General features: G+C 68.2%; 15 protein-coding genes. 10 read left to right on the top strand and 5 right to left on the bottom strand.

Annotated elements, in window-relative coordinates; all coding sequences use genetic code 11:
• From ASE34_RS04710 to ASE34_RS04700, 3 genes are all read left to right on the top strand, one after another.
• Positions 1-399 (top strand): DUF1801 domain-containing protein, encoded by a 399-nt coding sequence (locus ASE34_RS04710; RefSeq protein ID WP_053098823.1) that lies wholly within the window; start codon positions 1-3, stop codon positions 397-399.
• A gap of 62 nt (positions 400-461) precedes the next feature.
• The gene (locus tag ASE34_RS04705; protein WP_053098822.1) at positions 462-728 is read left to right on the top strand and encodes a thioredoxin domain-containing protein; all 267 of its coding nucleotides are present in this window, start codon (positions 462-464) and stop codon (positions 726-728) included.
• Between the two features lie 94 nt (positions 729-822).
• Entirely contained in the window at positions 823-1,233 is a 411-nt protein-coding gene (locus tag ASE34_RS04700; protein WP_053098821.1) for a VOC family protein, read from the top strand.
• A gap of 5 nt (positions 1,234-1,238) precedes the next feature.
• Here the strand turns inward: ASE34_RS04700 and thrC are convergent, their stop codons facing one another.
• The gene (gene thrC, locus ASE34_RS04695; RefSeq protein ID WP_056277724.1) at positions 1,239-2,642 is read right to left on the bottom strand and encodes a threonine synthase; all 1,404 of its coding nucleotides are present in this window, start codon (positions 2,640-2,642) and stop codon (positions 1,239-1,241) included.
• Positions 2,643-2,820: 178 nt separating this feature from the next.
• Between thrC and ASE34_RS04690 the strand changes: the two genes are divergently transcribed.
• From ASE34_RS04690 to treZ, 4 genes are read left to right on the top strand one after another with little or no spacing between them, the layout of a single operon-like run.
• Positions 2,821-3,105, top strand: coding sequence for a hypothetical protein (locus tag ASE34_RS04690; RefSeq protein ID WP_053098820.1), 285 nt, complete (start codon positions 2,821-2,823; stop codon positions 3,103-3,105).
• Positions 3,102-5,312, top strand: a complete 2,211-nt coding sequence (glgX, locus tag ASE34_RS04685; protein ID WP_056277035.1) for a glycogen debranching protein GlgX — start codon at positions 3,102-3,104, stop codon at positions 5,310-5,312. Before ASE34_RS04690 ends, glgX begins: the two co-directional genes overlap by 4 nt.
• On the top strand, positions 5,309-7,657 hold the full coding sequence (gene treY, locus ASE34_RS04680) for a malto-oligosyltrehalose synthase (RefSeq protein WP_056277032.1): 2,349 nt from the start codon (positions 5,309-5,311) through the stop codon (positions 7,655-7,657). The genes glgX and treY overlap by 4 nt, the downstream gene beginning before the upstream one ends.
• Positions 7,654-9,411 carry a malto-oligosyltrehalose trehalohydrolase gene (gene treZ / locus ASE34_RS04675; RefSeq protein WP_056277029.1) on the top strand — a complete coding sequence of 586 codons (1,758 nt, stop codon included), beginning with the start codon at positions 7,654-7,656 and terminating at the stop codon, positions 9,409-9,411. The genes treY and treZ overlap by 4 nt, the downstream gene beginning before the upstream one ends.
• Before the next feature lie 16 nt (positions 9,412-9,427).
• Here treZ and ASE34_RS04670 read toward each other — a convergent pair whose 3' ends face one another.
• Complete coding sequence (locus ASE34_RS04670; RefSeq protein WP_414855533.1) at positions 9,428-9,763, bottom strand: GNAT family N-acetyltransferase; 336 nt, start codon at positions 9,761-9,763, stop codon at positions 9,428-9,430.
• 256 nt (positions 9,764-10,019) lie between these two features.
• On the opposite strand from ASE34_RS04670, the gene ASE34_RS04665 reads away from it, so the two are divergent.
• A complete protein-coding gene (locus ASE34_RS04665; protein ID WP_053099385.1) occupies positions 10,020-10,355 on the top strand; it encodes an ArsR/SmtB family transcription factor in 336 nt (111 codons plus the stop codon).
• Positions 10,355-11,077: a cation transporter gene (locus ASE34_RS04660; RefSeq protein WP_056277721.1), complete on the top strand. Its 723-nt coding sequence runs from the start codon at positions 10,355-10,357 to the stop codon at positions 11,075-11,077. The genes ASE34_RS04665 and ASE34_RS04660 overlap by 1 nt, the downstream gene beginning before the upstream one ends.
• A 206-nt stretch (positions 11,078-11,283) precedes the next feature.
• Here the strand turns inward: ASE34_RS04660 and ASE34_RS04655 are convergent, their stop codons facing one another.
• Together ASE34_RS04655 and ASE34_RS04650 are read right to left on the bottom strand one after the other, a co-directional pair.
• Positions 11,284-11,886, bottom strand: coding sequence for a response regulator transcription factor (locus ASE34_RS04655; protein WP_053098815.1), 603 nt, complete (start codon positions 11,884-11,886; stop codon positions 11,284-11,286).
• Complete coding sequence (locus tag ASE34_RS04650; protein ID WP_056277026.1) at positions 11,883-13,103, bottom strand: sensor histidine kinase; 1,221 nt, start codon at positions 13,101-13,103, stop codon at positions 11,883-11,885. Before ASE34_RS04650 ends, ASE34_RS04655 begins: the two co-directional genes overlap by 4 nt.
• A gap of 154 nt (positions 13,104-13,257) precedes the next feature.
• Between ASE34_RS04650 and ASE34_RS04645 the strand changes: the two genes are divergently transcribed.
• Positions 13,258-13,800: a hypothetical protein gene (locus ASE34_RS04645; protein ID WP_056277023.1), complete on the top strand. Its 543-nt coding sequence runs from the start codon at positions 13,258-13,260 to the stop codon at positions 13,798-13,800.
• Positions 13,801-13,866: 66 nt separating this feature from the next.
• Here the strand turns inward: ASE34_RS04645 and ASE34_RS17745 are convergent, their stop codons facing one another.
• Positions 13,867-15,411, bottom strand: a complete 1,545-nt coding sequence (locus ASE34_RS17745) for a DUF5979 domain-containing protein (protein ID WP_056277020.1) — start codon at positions 15,409-15,411, stop codon at positions 13,867-13,869.
• Positions 15,412-15,621: the final 210 nt, after the last annotated feature.

The following is a 15,621-nucleotide window of genomic DNA, read 5'->3' as shown; positions in this document are numbered from 1 at the left end:
ATGACCCGTGCGCCTGAGATCGCCGACTACCACCGCAGGCTCAGCTCGGAGGATCGGCTGATCTGCGACCTCCTCGCGGACGAAATCGACCGAGCACTCCCCGACGCCGCCGCCAAGGTCTGGCACGCGCACCCGGTCTGGTTCCTCGACGGCAATCCGATCGTCGGATACGACCGCTTGAAGGATGCCGTCCGACTGATGTTCTGGAGCGGCCAGTCGTTCGCAGAGCCCGGACTCGTCGCCTCAGGATCCTTCGAGGCCGCCGAGAAGAGATTCACCTCCGCCTCGGAGATCGACACCGACCGGCTCGCCGTCTGGCTGTCGGAGTCGCGGGTCGTGCAATGGGACTACGAGCACATCCGCACGAACCGGGGCCTCGTCAAGCGCACCTCGTTCTGATCGCGGCTCGGGAACACCGCGAGACGGTGCGCGGTTGCACCTCGAGAGCCGAGAGGAGAGCCATGGAACTGACGCTCGTGACCTCCGCGTTCTGCGGAGCGTGCTCGCGCACCCGCTCGGTCGTGGAGGACGCCGTGCGCTACCTTCCCGACGCGACCGTCACCGAGATCGACGTCGCGAGAGAACCGGATGCCGCGGAGGCGCTCGACATCCGCTTCACCCCGACCGTCATCATCCGCGATGATTCGGGCGCAGAAGTGTTCCGCGCCGAAGGTGTGCCGACGGTGCCTCAGGTGCTCACGGCGGCGGTGAAGGCCCTCCCCGCCTGAGCGCGACGTCGCTCTTGCGGATGTCCGACCCCCGGCGCAGAATGAGCCGCAGCGGGACCCACGGCGGCCCCGCCTGACAAGGCTGGGGGCAGTCATGGCCAATCTCAATCCCTATCTCTCGTTCCGCACCGAGGCGCGACAGGCGATGGAGTTCTATCAGGGCGTGCTCGGCGGTGATCTCGAGATCAACGTGTTCGGCGAGTTCCCCGACATGGTCCAGAACCCGGATCAGCACGATCTCGTGATGCATGCGCAGCTCACGACGCCGGACGGCCTGGTGCTCATGGCCTCAGACACCCCCGACGGCATCCCGTTCGAGCCGCCCCAGGGATTCTCGGTCTCACTCAGCGGCAACTCGCAGGAGAAGACGCAACAGGTCTGGGACGCCCTGTCCGACGGTGCGGCGATCACCATGCCGCTCGACACCCCGCCGTGGGGCGGCACGTTCGGAATGCTCGTCGATCGTTTCGGAGTGCCCTGGATGCTGCACGGCGACCCCGAGTGAGTCGCTCAGCGCAGGGCTTCGGCCTCGATGAACGCTCGGAGCTCGTGCTCGTCGTCGGCCATCTCGGTCCTGCGCTGCGGAGCGTCGAGCATCGCGCGCAGCTCTGAGGAGTACTCGAGCTCGACGCCGATCGCCTCGCGGATCGTCTCGGCGAACTTCTGCGGCTTCGCCGTCTCGAGCACCAGCATGGGCACGCCGGGCTCGACGTTCTCGCGAGCGACCTTGACACCGTCGGCGGTGTGCGGGTCGATGATGTCTCCCGTCGCCTCGTAGACGGACCTGATCGTCGCGAGCCTGTCGTCGTGCGTCGAAGTGCCGCTGACGATGCCGAACTCCTCGACGAAACGCGCCAGATCGGAGGTGAAATCGAAGAACCCCTGGGTGTCGAGCTCCTGCCAGGCCTTCACGACGCGGCTCGCGTCACGACCCACGAGTTCGAAGATGAAGCGCTCGAGGTTCGACGCCTTCGAGATGTCCATCGACGGGCTCGAGGTGGCGAGCGTCTGCGCGGCGCTCCGCGGCCGGTAGACGCCGGTGCGGAAGAACTCGTCGAGCACGTTGTTCTCGTTGGCGGCGAGCACGAGGCGACGGATGGGCAGCCCCATCTCCTTCGCGAAGAACCCCGAGAGGATGTTGCCGAAGTTTCCGGACGGCACCGTGAACGACACCTCGGTCCATCCCCCGGCGTCCGTCGCACGCAGCCACGCCCAGAAGTAGTAGACGACCTGGGCGGTGATGCGGGCGAGGTTGATCGAGTTGACCGCACCGAGGTGCTGAGCGCGCTTGAAGTCGAGGTCGCCGGCGAGGGACTTGACGAGGTTCTGGCAATCGTCGAACACGCCGTCGACGACGATGTTGTGGATGTTGTCATCGTCGAGCGAGAACATCTGCGCGCGCTGGAACGCGCTCATGCGCCCCTTCGGGGACAGCATGAACACCGAGATGCGGTCCTTGCCGCGAAGAGCGTGCTCGGCAGCCGAGCCGGTGTCTCCCGAGGTCGCGCCGAGGATGTTCAGGACAGAGCCCTTGCGCTCGAGCGCGTACTCGACGACCTGCCCGAGGAACTGCATGGCCATGTCCTTGAAAGCGAGGGTCGGCCCCTCGGAGAGGCCCACCAGGGTGAGATCGTCGCCGATCGACCGCAGAGGCACGACCTCTTCAGGGAACGGCGCGTAGGCGGCCTCCGTCATGCGGGCGAGATCGGCCCGCGGGATGTCCGTGGCGAAGAGACCGAGCACCTCGGTGGCGAGCTGCGGATACGTCAGGGCACGCCAGCGCTCGAGCGTCTCTCCGTCGACCGTGGGCATCGTCTCGGGGACGGCCAGTCCTCCGTCGGGCGCGAGCCCCTCGAGCAGGGTCTCGCAGTACGGCAGCGGCTGCATGCCGCCTCGGGTGGAGATGTACTGCACGGGAGCTCCTCGGTTCGGGATCGGCACGGGGCTTCCATTGTCGCAGGTGGGCGCGGGGTGATTTCACGATCAGGATGCGCGTCTCACGACATAGCGCGTTCATCGCGCGGAGGCAATGGTGTTCCGCTGTGAACTCGTATCTCTTAGCGTGGACCCCATCAACAGAACAGGAGCCCTCATGACTGCGAAGACCCATACCGCGCATGACCACAAGCCCGCGGACGGCCAGGCTCCCACGACAGCCTCGACGCCGGCCGAACCCCTCTACGAGCGTGTCGACCTCGATCGCTACGTCGTGCTGCACGACGGCCCCGTCGGATACGTCGAGCACGTGCATCCTGTCTTCGTCTGCTACGTCGGCCACCCTTACCCGCACGCCGACGAGATCGCTCAGGTGCATGACTTCCACGACGCGGTGAGGACTGTCCTGCACCGCGCCGTCTCGAAGCGGCGCGCTCAGTGAGCCACGAGGTCTGGCCCGGTTCCCCCTACCCGCTCGGCGCGACCTTCGACGGCCAGGGCACGAACTTCGCCCTGTTCAGCGAGGGCGCCGAGAAGGTCGAACTGTGCCTGTTCGACGACGACGGCAGCGAGGAGCGCGTTCCGCTCGAGGAGGTCGACGCGTTCGTCTGGCACGGCTATCTGCCCTCCGTGCAACCAGGACAGCTCTACGGATACCGCGTGCACGGACCGTACGACCCCGTGCAGGGAAAGCGATTCAACCCGAACAAGCTCCTCCTCGACCCGTACGCGAAATCCGTGGCCGGCCGGGTCGACTGGGGGCAGCCCCTGTTCGGCTACGACTTCGGCGACCCCGATTCCCGCAACGATGAAGACTCCGCCGCGACGATGGTCAAGGGCGTCGTCGTGAACCCGTTCTTCGAGTGGGCGGGCGACCGACTGCCCAAGACCCCTTACGCACAGAGCGTGATCTACGAGGCGCACGTCAAGGGACTGACCCAGCTGCACCCGGACATCCCCGAGGAGCTGCGGGGCACGTATGCGGCCATCGGCCACCCGTCGGTCATCGAGCACCTGGTGCACCTCGGCGTCACCGCGATCGAGCTGATGCCGGTGCATCAGTTCGTCTACGACTCGACCCTCGAGGAGAAGGGCCTCACGAACTACTGGGGCTACAACACGCTCGCCTTCTTCGCGCCGCACAACGACTACTCCTCCAGCGGGCAGCACGGTCAGCAGGTGCAGGAGTTCAAGGCCATGGTGCGCGCACTGCACTCGGCGGGGATCGAGGTCATCCTCGACGTGGTCTACAACCACACCGCCGAGGGCAACCACATGGGGCCGATGCTGTCGATGCGGGGCATCGACAACGAGGCGTACTACCGCCTCGAAGAGGACCGTCGCTACTACACCGACTACACGGGCACGGGCAACAGCCTCAACGCCGGCAACCCGCACGCGCTGCAGCTGATCATGGACTCGCTGCGGTACTGGGTCACGGAGATGCATGTCGACGGCTTCCGCTTCGATCTCGCCTCGACTCTCGCGCGCGAGTTCTACGACGTCGACCGTCTCGCGGCCTTCTTCGAGCTGGTGCAGCAGGATCCGATCGTCTCGCAGGTGAAGCTCATCGCCGAGCCGTGGGATGTGGGCCCCGGCGGATACCAGGTCGGCAACTTCCCTCCGCAGTGGACGGAGTGGAACGGCAAGTACCGCGACACCGTGCGCGACTTCTGGCGCGGTGAGCCGCAGGCGCTCGGCGAGTTCGCATCGCGTCTCACCGGTTCTGCCGACCTGTACGAGCACTCCGGTCGGCGCCCCGTGGCATCGATCAACTTCGTCACCGCTCACGACGGCTTCACGCTGCGCGACCTCGTGTCGTACAACGAGAAGCACAACGAGGCCAACGGCGAGGACAACAACGACGGCGAATCGCACAACCGCTCGAGCAACAACGGCGTCGAGGGGCCCACCGACGACGAGACGATCAATCGCGTCCGCGCCCGACAGCAGCGCAACTTCCTCGCGACACTGCTGCTGTCGCAGGGAGTGCCGATGATCGCGCACGGCGACGAGCTCGGTCGCACCCAGGACGGCAACAACAACGGTTACGCGCAGGACAACGAGCTCACCTGGGTCGATTGGGAGGCGGCGGATCGTCCTCTCGTCGAGTTCACGGCAGCGGTGGCGAGACTGCGCCGCATGCACCCGACGTTCCGCCGCAGCCGGTTCTTCGACGGCCGGCCGGTGCGGTCGGAGGACGGCGAACGAGTGCCGGACGTGGTCTGGCTGCGACCCGACGGCGGCCGGATGGAGCCCGAGGACTGGGATTCCGGATTCGGGCTCGCGATCGGCATGTTCTTGAACGGACAGGGCATCCGCGAGAAGGACCGCCGTGGACAGCCGGTGACGGATCAGAACTTCCTCGTCTACTTCCACAGCGGGACGGAGGCGATCGACGCCGTGCTCCCCGACGAGCGCCACGGGCGTGCGTGGGAGGTCGCCGTCGACACCGCCGGCGACCGCGCCGGAGGCGACGCGATCGAGGCCGGCGCTCCGGTGACCCTCGAAGCCAACTCGATGCTGGTGCTGCGCGAAGTCGATCAGACCGAGGTTCCGACGGACGACTCCGTCGAGGCCTCGCTGCGCATCCAGACCGAGCGCGCCGAAGCCCCGTCACCCGCCCCGACCCCGGAGCTGCCTCGATGACCCACCGCCCGCTCTCGACCTATCGGCTGCAGATCCGAGCGGGTTTCACGCTCGACGACGCGGCATCGATCACGGAGTACCTCACCGAGCTGGGTGCCTCGTGGGCGTACCTCTCACCGCTGCTCGCGGCCGTGCCGGGGTCGGACCACGGCTACGACGTCGTCGATCATTCGCGGGTCGACGATGCCCGCGGTGGCCCCGAGGGGCTCGAGCGCTTCTCCGCCGCGGCCCGCTCAGCGGGGCTCGGGGTCCTCGTCGACATCGTCCCGAACCACGTCGGCGTGGCCGTCCCGCGCGCCAACCTCTGGTGGTGGGATCTGCTGCGGCTCGGGCGCTCATCGCGTCATGCGCTGGCATTCGACATCGACCCGCGACTGTCCGACGGACGGGTGCGACTGCCGATCCTCGGGTCGTCTCTCGCGGAGGTGCTGTCAGCCGATGAGATCGTCGTCGACACGACCCCGGCCGACGATGCCCCCGACGGAACACTGTCGTACTTCGACCACGTGCTTCCCCTGGCACCGGGATCGGGAGAGCTCGCGGACGATCTGCCTGCCCTCCTCGACGCCCAGCACTACGAGCTGCGGTTCTGGGAGGACCAGAACACCGACCTCGACTACCGTCGGTTCTTCGCCGTGTCCGAGCTCGCCGGCATCCGCGTCGAGATCGCGGATGTCTTCGAGGAGTCGCACCGCGAGATCGCCCGGTGGATCACCGACGGTCTGGCCGACGGACTCCGCGTCGACCATCCCGACGGGCTGACGGATCCCGGCGAGTACCTCGAGCGACTCGCCGACATCACCGGCGGCGCGTACACGGTCGTCGAGAAGATCCTCGAACCGGGTGAGCAGCTGCCGTCCTGGTGGCGCACCGACGGCACGACCGGCTACGACGCGATGGGCGAGATAGACCGCGTGCTGATCGACGGCGACGGAGTCGCAGCCCTCGACCTCCTCGACTCGCGGCTGCGGGACGAGACCGGTCTGCCGGCCGCGAAGTCCTGGGCCGACCTGATCCACTCCACGAAGCGGATGATCGCCGACGACCTCCTGCAGTCCGAGGTGCGACGCCTCGTCAGGGCTCTGCCGTTCGGCGTGGTCGGCGCCGAGGACGCGCTCGCCGAGATCGTGGCGAGCTTCCCGGTCTACCGGTCCTACCTCCCGGCGGGACGCGAGCATCTGCAGCACGCGATCGACGACGCCGCACGGCGCCGCCCCGACCTCGCGGGATCGATCGCCGAGCTGACGCCCCTGCTGCTCGACACCTCGCTCGAGGTCTCGCAGCGCTTTCCGCAGGTGACGGGAGCGGTGATGGCCAAGGGCGTGGAGGACACCGCGTTCTACCGCCACACCCGCCTCGGCACCCTCACCGAGGTCGGCGGCGATCCCTCGATCGCCTCCGTCTCGGTCGACGAGTTCCATGACGCCCAGCAGGCGCGGCTCGCGTCGTGGCCGTACTCGCTCACCGCTCTGTCGACCCATGACACCAAGCGATCCGAGGACGTCCGTGCGCGTCTGTCGGTGCTCTCCGAGATTCCGGACCGCTGGGCGCAGGTGCTGACCGAGCTCCGTGCCGTCGCCTCGACAGGACACTGGCCACTCGATTCCCTTCTCTGGCAGGCCGCGGTCGGAGCATGGCCGATCTCGTCGGAGCGCCTGCTCGCCTACGGGCTGAAGGCCGCGCGCGAGGCTGCGGAATCGACCGGATGGCAGCATCCGGATCTCGAGTTCGAGAAGGGCGTCGAAGCGATCGCCGAGGCGGCGAACGGGCGGGCTCGACCGATCCTCGAGGGATTCGTCGGCGAGATCGTCGACTCCGGTCGGGTCAACTCGCTGTCCGCGAAGCTCCTGCAGCTCGCAGCCCCCGGTGTGCCCGACGTCTACCAGGGCACCGAACTGTGGGACCACTCGCTCGTCGACCCCGACAACCGGCGGCCGGTCGATTTCGCAGCGCGTTCGGCGATGCTGGGTCGACTCGATGCCGACGTCTCTCGCGGCATCCTTCCTCCCATCGACGACTCGGGCCTCGCGAAGATGCTCGTCACGTCGCGCACGTTGCGTCTGCGCCGGGACAACCCCGAGCTCTTCTACCGGTATCGCCCGGGCGGTGTCGCCGGTGAGGCGTCGGATCATGTGGTCGCGATGGACCGGGGCGGTGTGCTGGCGGTGGCGTCGCGTCTGCCCGTCGGACTCGAGCGCCGCGGCGGATGGGGCGACACCGTGCTGCTGCGCCGCGAACTGCCGGCGACGGACGCGATCACCGGTCGCCGCTTCGGCCGCGGTCCGATCCGGCTGGCCGACCTGCTCGACACGTATCCGGTCGCGCTGCTGGTGGACGAGCGATGATCTCGGTCTGGGCTCCCCGCGCCGACAGCGTGCGGCTGCGTCGTCTGACACCCGCGTGCACCACGATCTCGGAGCACGACCTCACGTCGGCTGATGACGGTTCGGGATGGTGGAGCACCGATGTGGCGATGTCCGAGGGCGAGCGCTATGGCTTCCTCCTCGGTGACAGCACCGACCTGCGCCCTGATCCGCGGTCGCTGCGGCAGCCGCGGGGCGTGCACGGGCCCTCGGCTCTCTTCGATCCGGCCCGCTTCGAGTGGACCGACGGGGACTGGCGCGGTGCGCCGCTCGACGGTGGCGTGATCTACGAGCTGCACGTCGGGACATTCACACCGGACGGCACGCTCGACGCGCTCATCGGGCATCTCGATCACCTCGTCGAACTCGGCATCACGCATGTCGAGCTGCTCCCGGTCAACGCGTTCAGCGGCGACTGGAACTGGGGTTACGACGGCGTGCTCTGGTACGCCGTGCATGAGGGGTACGGCGGACCCGCCGCATACCAGCGGTTCGTCGACGCCGCCCACTCACGCGGCATCGCGGTGATCCAGGACGTCGTCTACAACCACCTCGGACCCAGCGGCAACTACCTGCCCGAGTTCGGTCCGTATCTGCGCGAGGGCCGGCACACGGCGTGGGGCGACTCGGTGAACCTCGACGAGCCGGCCGTGCGCGAGTACATCATCGAGAACGCGCTGATGTGGCTCCGTGACTTCCACGTCGACGGGCTGCGGCTCGACGCCGTGCACGCACTGCACGACGAGAGCACCCCGCACCTCCTGCACGAGCTGTCCGAGCGCGTAGATGCGCTCGCTCGCGAGGTCGATCGCCCGCTGAGCCTGATCGCCGAGTCGGATCTGAACGACCCGGTCATGGTCCTCTCCCACGAGGAGGGAGGGAACGGCCTCACCGCGCAGTGGTCAGACGACTGGCATCACGCGGTGCACGTCGCGCTCACCGGCGAGACCGACGGGTACTACGCCGACTTCGCCGCGCCGGACGCGCTGGCGAAGGTCACTCAGACCGGGTTCTTCCACGACGGGACGTACTCGTCGTTCCGCGGGCGCACGCACGGCGCGCCGCTGCCGCCGAGCGTCCCTGCCTGGCGACTGGTCACATTCGCGCAGGACCACGACCAGATCGGCAACCGTGCAGCGGGAGATCGGCTGACCGCTTCGCTCTCCTCCGATCGACTCGCCGTCGCCGCGGTTCTCACTCTGACCGCACCGGGCACCCCCATGCTGTTCATGGGTGAGGAGTGGGCTGCGTCCACCCCGTGGCAGTTCTTCACCTCGCACAAGGAACCGGAGCTCGCGAAAGCCACCGCGGAGGGGCGGATCGCGGAGTTCGCGCGCATGGGGTGGGACCCGGCCGCCGTGCCCGACCCACAGGACCCGGCTACGTTCGAGCGATCGCGGCTGGACTGGAGCGAGCTCGCATCGGCATCGCACGCCCGCATCTTCGATCTGTATCGACGCCTGATCGCCCTGCGGCGCGAGGTGCCCGAGTTGACCGATCCCGAGATGTCGCACAACCACGTCATCGTGTCGAAGACGGAGGGCGCACCGGAGAACCGGGCCTACCGGATCGAACGAGGCGAGGTGTCGGTGCTCGTGAATCTCGCCGAGCAGGAGGTGGAGTTCGATCTCGCCCCCGACTCGCGGATACTGCTGGAGACGGCGCCCGTTCGGACGATCGCGCGGACCGTCGTGCTCGCACCCGAGTCCGCGGCGATCGTCGCACCTGCGCGCTGATCGCCTTTCGGCCAGGTCAGAGAGACTTGGCGAAGCACAGGGACAGACCGCTGCCGATGTAGTGGCCGAACAGCGGGATCGGTCCGTAGCCCTCGCGTTCGTAGAAGCGCACGGCATCCGGCTGAGCGGTGCCCGTCTCGAGCACGAGGGACCGGATGCCGAGCAGGCGCGCTTCTCCCTCGAGTGCGCGCAGCAGCGCCACGGCTGCGCCCGTCCCGCGCGCGGAGGGAGCCGCGTACATCCGCTTGATCTCTGCGGTGTCGGTTCCGAGCACGGCCGGATCGAGGGGTCGGAGACCGCCGCATACGATGGCGAGCCCGCTCTCCTCTCGTGCGACGAGGAAGACGGGCACGTCGTCCGCGGAGGGGATGACGCCCGGCTCATGGTCGTCGCTGCCGTACCGCGCATCGAGTTCGCTGCGCTGCGCGGCCCTGAGCCGCTACGCATCCGGATGCGACCATGTCACCCGCTCGACCGTCACTCCCATGTCGCCCTCTCGATCCGATGTCGCCGCCCGATTCACGGTACCGAGCGAAGATGTCGGGGATGTTGCCGCGCGTCACCATAGATTCACGATTCTCTTAATTCACGCTTTTCTGTACAGTTGCATCGTGACCCTCGCCGCCTCGCCCACCCATACCGCCGCCGTCGCCCGCCTGGGTCATGCCCTGTCGGACTCGACGCGCGCAGCCATCCTGCTGGCGCTTCGAGCGGCGCCGGCGTACCCGTCCGACATCGCGGACGAGCTCGGGGTCAGCCGACAGCTCCTGTCGAACCATCTCGCGTGCCTTCGAGGATGCGGGCTCGTCGAAAGCGTCCAGGACGGACGCCGCAGCCGCTACGCGCTCGCCGACCCGCATCTCGCGACCGCGCTCGACGAGCTCATGCGCATCACGCTGATCGTCGAACCGGACTGCTGCGACGGCGAAGGATGCAGCTGCTGATGTCGACGAGCACTCTCACCGCCGAACGGCGCGCGACTCTGCACCGCCGCATCCGCCTCATCGTGGCGTTCACGATCGTCTACAACGTGATCGAGGCGGCCGTCGCGATCGCCGCAGGGTCAGTCGCATCGTCGGCCGCGCTGATCGGGTTCGGGCTCGACTCGAGCATCGAGGTGCTCTCGGCAGCGGCCGTGGCCTGGCAGTTCACGCGACGCGACCCCGAGCGCTGGGAGACGCCCACCCTCCGTGTCATCGCCGTCGCGTTCTTCGCTCTCGCGGCCTATGTCGTCACGTCGTCGGTGCTGTCGCTGCTCGGCGGTGATCGGCCGGAGCACAGCACGGTCGGTCTCGTGCTGACCGCGGTCAGTGTGATCGTGATGCCGCTCGTGTCGTTCGCCGAGCGACGCGCCGGCCTCGAGGTCGGGTCGACCACGGCCGTCGCCGACTCGAAGCAGACGCTGATCTGCAGCTACCTCTCGGCCGCCGTGCTCATCGGACTCGGCGTCAACAGCCTGTTCGGGTGGTGGTGGGCGGATGCCGTCGCCGGCCTCGTCATCGCGGTCTTCGCGGTACGCGAGGGTCTCGAAGCCTGGAAGGGCGACGCCTGTGCCACTTCGATCGGCATGATCCTCGAGGACGAGCACGAGCACCACGACCACGACCACGACCACGACCACGTGCACGACGACCACCGTCACGACGACGCGCGTCACATGCACTGACGACCACGGAGTTCCAGAAAGAATTCCCGCCCGCGTCACTTTCCGTCGAGTTCGGGGTCTTGCATACGAGACCTGAAGTCGGCCTGGGGGGATACGAGCCGGTTTCGGGTCTGAGCCGCACTCTCCCCTTTGAGCGGCTCGCGGGTGGGGCAACTCCCACGGCCCCACCCGCCCTTCCGGGCTTCACGGGTCAGGCGTCCGCGCAGTCAGATCCAGCCGCGCTCCTCGGCCATCAGCACCGCCTGCTGGCGGGTGCCGACCGACAGCTTCGCGAGCACCGCCGAGATGTGGTTGCGCACCGTGCCGGGCGCGAGCGAGAGGGTCCTGGCGATCTGGGTCGTCGTCTCACCGCGGCGCCCGGCGCGGAGCACGTCCAGCTCCCGATCCGTGAGGGGCGACCGTTCGTCGCTCAGCGCGTCGGCCGCGATCTCAGGGTCGACGTAGCGGGCACCCGCGGCGACCCTGCGGATGACATCGGCGACCTGATCCGCTCCTCGTGACTTCGGCAGGAAGCCCGCGACACCCGATGCGAGAGCCCGCCGAAGCACCCCGGGACGCGCGTGACGGGTGACCACCACGCAGCGCGTGACGATGGCTCGGTTCAATCGCTCCGCGACCTCCACACCGTCGAGACCGGGCATCTCGAGATCGAGCAGGCACACGTCGGGCGTCAGAGCGAGCGCAGCAGCGAGCGCCTGCTCACCGTCGGCGCACTCGGCGACCACCTCGATGTCTCCTTCCAGACGCAACAGGGCGGCGAGCGCCGAACGGATCATCCCCTCATCGTCAGCGAGGAGCACACGGATCATCGGCTCTGCCCATCTGCGGTCGACACATCGGATCGCGGAACCGTCACCGAGACGATGAACTCGTCGGCATCCTCCCGGATCTCCAGGGTTCCTCCCGCCTCCGAGATCCGGCGCCGCACTCCGTCGAGGCCCGACCCGACGGGGTGTGTCGCCACGCCGGTCACCACATCGTTCGCGACCTCGTAGCGCCACCCGTCGTCGACCCTGCGAAGGTCGAGCCGAGCCCGTCGCCCGGCCCCGTGCCTCAGGACGTTCGTGGTCGTCTCCCTGATGACGGGACCGAGAGCCGATGACGGCGCCTCATCGGCGTCGGGTGCGATGTCGGCCTCGACGGAGAGTCCGGCCGCGGCGAGAAGGTCTCGGGCATTCGCCACCTCGTCACCCAGCGGCACCGAGCGGAAGCGCGTCGCCAGATCTCGGGTCCCCTGCCTGGCTTCGTCGACGCTGACCCTCGCGGCCCGGAGCTGCTCGAGAGCGGCGTCGGGATCGATCCTCATCAGGCGCTCGGCCAGTTCGAGCTGCAACGCGATCACCTGCAGGTGGTGCCCCTGGAGGTCGTGCACGTCGGTCGCCACGCGCAGACGCTCCTGCGTCGCGGCGAGGCGGGCCTCCGACGCCCTCGCACGATCGACGGTGACCAGCACATCCCACCACCACAGCGAGCTCACCGACATCGCCGGGATGAGGATCGCGTACAGCGCAGGGATCCAGCCGGGGAGCGCGATCTCGGTCGCGCCCCGAGCGGCGTCGGCGACGGCGACGAGCACGAGCACCACGGTGGTCAGGACGACCATCCGCAGGCGCACCCCCTTGGGCCAGTTGAGCAGCAGCACCGACTGAGCGATGGGCATGAGCGCGAGCAGCCAGCTGTCGAGCACGAGGCCGCCCGCGATCCCGTAGCCGACCGCGATGAGCAGCGGAAGGGCGATGCGCGTCCACGCGATGCCCGGCTCGGCATCCAGCCGGTGGCGATAGTCCGCGAGCAGCACGATGGTGGAGCCCCACCAGAGCAGGCCGCCCACGCCGACGACGAACGCCGCCGTCGCATCGCCGGGCACGGCGAGCGCCTGCAGCGTCCAGACCAGCACCAGGAAGAGCTCGAGGAAGGCCACGGCCGACACCGTGTACCACCAGGTCGCGGTGATGCCTCGGGCGAGCTGGCGGGCTCCCGGGGGTGGGTCGTCGGCAGGATCGACGACCGGAGAAGTGCTGCGCATGCCCCCACGATACGGGCGTGACACATGTCATGGATGCCGCGGGCGAACCACCCGGAAAGCAGTGACGGTTCGGCACTGCCGCAGCGCGACGCCAGACGGTGGACTGGATGCATCGCGACGGAGACACCGTCGCTCAGACCGGCAGGAGCCACCCATGAATCTCATCGAGACCTTCCAGGGCTTCGTCGCCCAGGTGCCTGAACTCATTCAGCCGCTCATCGTCGCCCTCGCGGGCGCCATCCCCTTCATCGAGGGCGAGGGAGCCGTGTCGATCGGCATCATCGGCGGCATCAATCCGGTGATCGCGGCCGTCGCGGCGATCGTCGGCAACTTCCTCTGCGTGGCCGTGCTCGTCATCGCGAGCTCCGGTGCACGCACCGCGATCGTGAACCGGTCCCGCAGCCGGCAGGCCGTTGCGGCCGGTGGCGGAGCCGTCGAGACGGCACCCGCCGACACGATCGACTCCGACCGCGGTGGCGCCCGCCGCGAGAAGTTCCAGCGGGCGTTCGAGCGCTACGGCGTGCCGGGGGTCAGCCTGCTCGGTCCGCTGCTGCTGCCGACGCAGTTCACCGCCACGATGCTCGCCGCGGCGGGTGTCGGCAAGGTCCGCATCCTCATCTGGCAGGCTGTCGCGATCATCGGCTGGACGACGATCGTCGCGGTGATCGTCGGCAGCGCCGTCTACGCGATCCGCTGAGACAACGACGTCGAACGCACGGAAGCCCACTCGCCGAACGCGAGTGGGCTTCCGTGCGTGTCGGGGTCAGCGACGTCCGGCGCTCGAACGGCGCCTGGCGGCGATTCCGGTGGCCAGTCCGCCACCGACGATCAGTGCGACCGCCAACGACAGGAATGCCGCGCCCGATTCGCCTCCCGTCAGAGCGAGCTCGCCGGGAGCCGCGACCGGGGTCTGCGTCGGCGCCGGAGTCGGTGCCGGAGTTGCGACCGGCGTCGGGGTCGGGGTCGGAACCGGCGTGGCCGGGGTCGGCGTCGGCGTCGGCGTCGGCGACACGACGGGCACCGGGTTGGCGATGTTGGTGAGGGTGAGCTCGATACCGGCCGTGGTTTCCGGCGTGACCTCGAAGGTGCCGTCTCCGACGTCGACGACGCCGTCGCCGGTGATCGTCCACTCACCCCAGGTCACACCCTGGATCTCAGGCAGATCGATCTCCTCGATCACGAAGGTCGAACCGAGCGGAGCACGTCCGCTGAGCACCGACTCCCCCACCGGAACCGTCATCGTGGTGGCTGCCGCATCCGAACCCTCGACCGAATAGCGCACGGTGTAGGTCGCATCCCGAGCGGCATCCGCCTGCGCGCCGGTGAGCTCCTTCGTGATGCCGAACGTCGTGTACGAGACACCACTGCCGTCGCCACCACCCGTTTCGACGACCGTGTGAGTCGCCGAGGTCGCGAACGTGTTGACGATCGCGTGGTTGCCGAAGACATCTCCCTCGGACACCGGCGCATCCGCCTGCGTGTAATACAGCAGCTCATACGCGAATCCGCCCGTCGGCAGACCGGATGCAGCGAACTCGAACGACTGTCCGTCGCCGGCGATGTCGATCGTGTACGCAGAGGGGTCGACCTCGCTCCAGTCGCCGACCTGTGCACCGTTCTCGACGGCCCGCCGGCTCAGCCGGACGTCGCCGGTGTAGTGATGGTCGGTGCGGCCGGCGTCGAGCGTGTCGGCGATCGTGAAGGCACCGTCGTCGACATAGCCGCTCGGAATACCGATGACCCACTTCAGGAGTCCAGGGGTCGCGGTCTCGCCGCCGTACTTGTAGGGCTCGTCCTCTTCCGCCGAATCTCCCGGTACGACTCCGCCGTCACCGGGCAGGTCGACGATCTCGATCGTGTCGCCCAGGTCGAACTCGACGGTCTCGCTGGTCGTCGACTGCGAAGCCCGCGCCTCCATCCAGAACGAGCCGCCGACCTCCTCGAGGCCGCCGACCGCTGCGGTCAGAGTGCACACCATGTCCGGCCCCTGCCCGGCAGCGACGACGCAGTTCGCCATGACCAGACCCGTCGCCGGGTCTGTGATCGTGAACTCACCGGCCGACTGACGACTGAACTCCGCGGGCAGGGTCATCCCGAAGGTCTCCCCTGCCTGCGCCCCGGTCGGGACGGCCCACTCGCCCGTGATCCGCACGGTCTGCCACTGCACCAACGGACCACCGCCGTTCTCGTTCTCGAGCGAGACGCTGCCGATCGCCCCCGGATAGGTCACGGACGGAGCCGCCATCGCGGGTGCGGTGGAGCCGAGCAGCCCCGCGATCGCCAAGACCATCCCCACGATGATCGCCACGATGCCGCGCTGTCGCGGCCTCGCTCCCTCGGCTCTCCTGGCCTCATTCATCCTCTTCGTCCGTGCACGCACGACACCACGCTCCCCAGTCATCGTTCTCCCCATCCGATTCGCGTCGCTCCCAATGCGACACATCTAAGAGATCAGGAAAAGGCGGGGGGATTACGCGGCAACCGGTATACAACTCCGATATACCGGGATGCGGTGTTG

This window comes from Microbacterium sp. Root280D1, assembly GCF_001428975.1.
Lineage (GTDB): Bacteria > Actinomycetota > Actinomycetes > Actinomycetales > Microbacteriaceae > Microbacterium.
Note: the sequence above shows the minus strand (reverse complement) of the source record. Positions and strands in the feature narration are given on the sequence as shown.

Coding starts and splice junctions, on each gene's coding strand:
- ASE34_RS04710 (WP_053098823.1), top strand. CDS start 1: ATGACCCGTGCGCCTGAGATCGCCGACTACCACCGCAGGCTCAGCTCG.
- ASE34_RS04705 (WP_053098822.1), top strand. CDS start 462: ATGGAACTGACGCTCGTGACCTCCGCGTTCTGCGGAGCGTGCTCGCGC.
- ASE34_RS04700 (WP_053098821.1), top strand. CDS start 823: ATGGCCAATCTCAATCCCTATCTCTCGTTCCGCACCGAGGCGCGACAG.
- ASE34_RS04690 (WP_053098820.1), top strand. CDS start 2,821: ATGACTGCGAAGACCCATACCGCGCATGACCACAAGCCCGCGGACGGC.
- treY (WP_056277032.1), top strand. CDS start 5,309: ATGACCCACCGCCCGCTCTCGACCTATCGGCTGCAGATCCGAGCGGGT.
- treZ (WP_056277029.1), top strand. CDS start 7,654: ATGATCTCGGTCTGGGCTCCCCGCGCCGACAGCGTGCGGCTGCGTCGT.
- ASE34_RS04660 (WP_056277721.1), top strand. CDS start 10,355: ATGTCGACGAGCACTCTCACCGCCGAACGGCGCGCGACTCTGCACCGC.
- ASE34_RS04655 (WP_053098815.1), bottom strand. CDS start 11,886: ATGATCCGTGTGCTCCTCGCTGACGATGAGGGGATGATCCGTTCGGCG.
- ASE34_RS04650 (WP_056277026.1), bottom strand. CDS start 13,103: ATGCGCAGCACTTCTCCGGTCGTCGATCCTGCCGACGACCCACCCCCG.
- ASE34_RS04645 (WP_056277023.1), top strand. CDS start 13,258: ATGAATCTCATCGAGACCTTCCAGGGCTTCGTCGCCCAGGTGCCTGAA.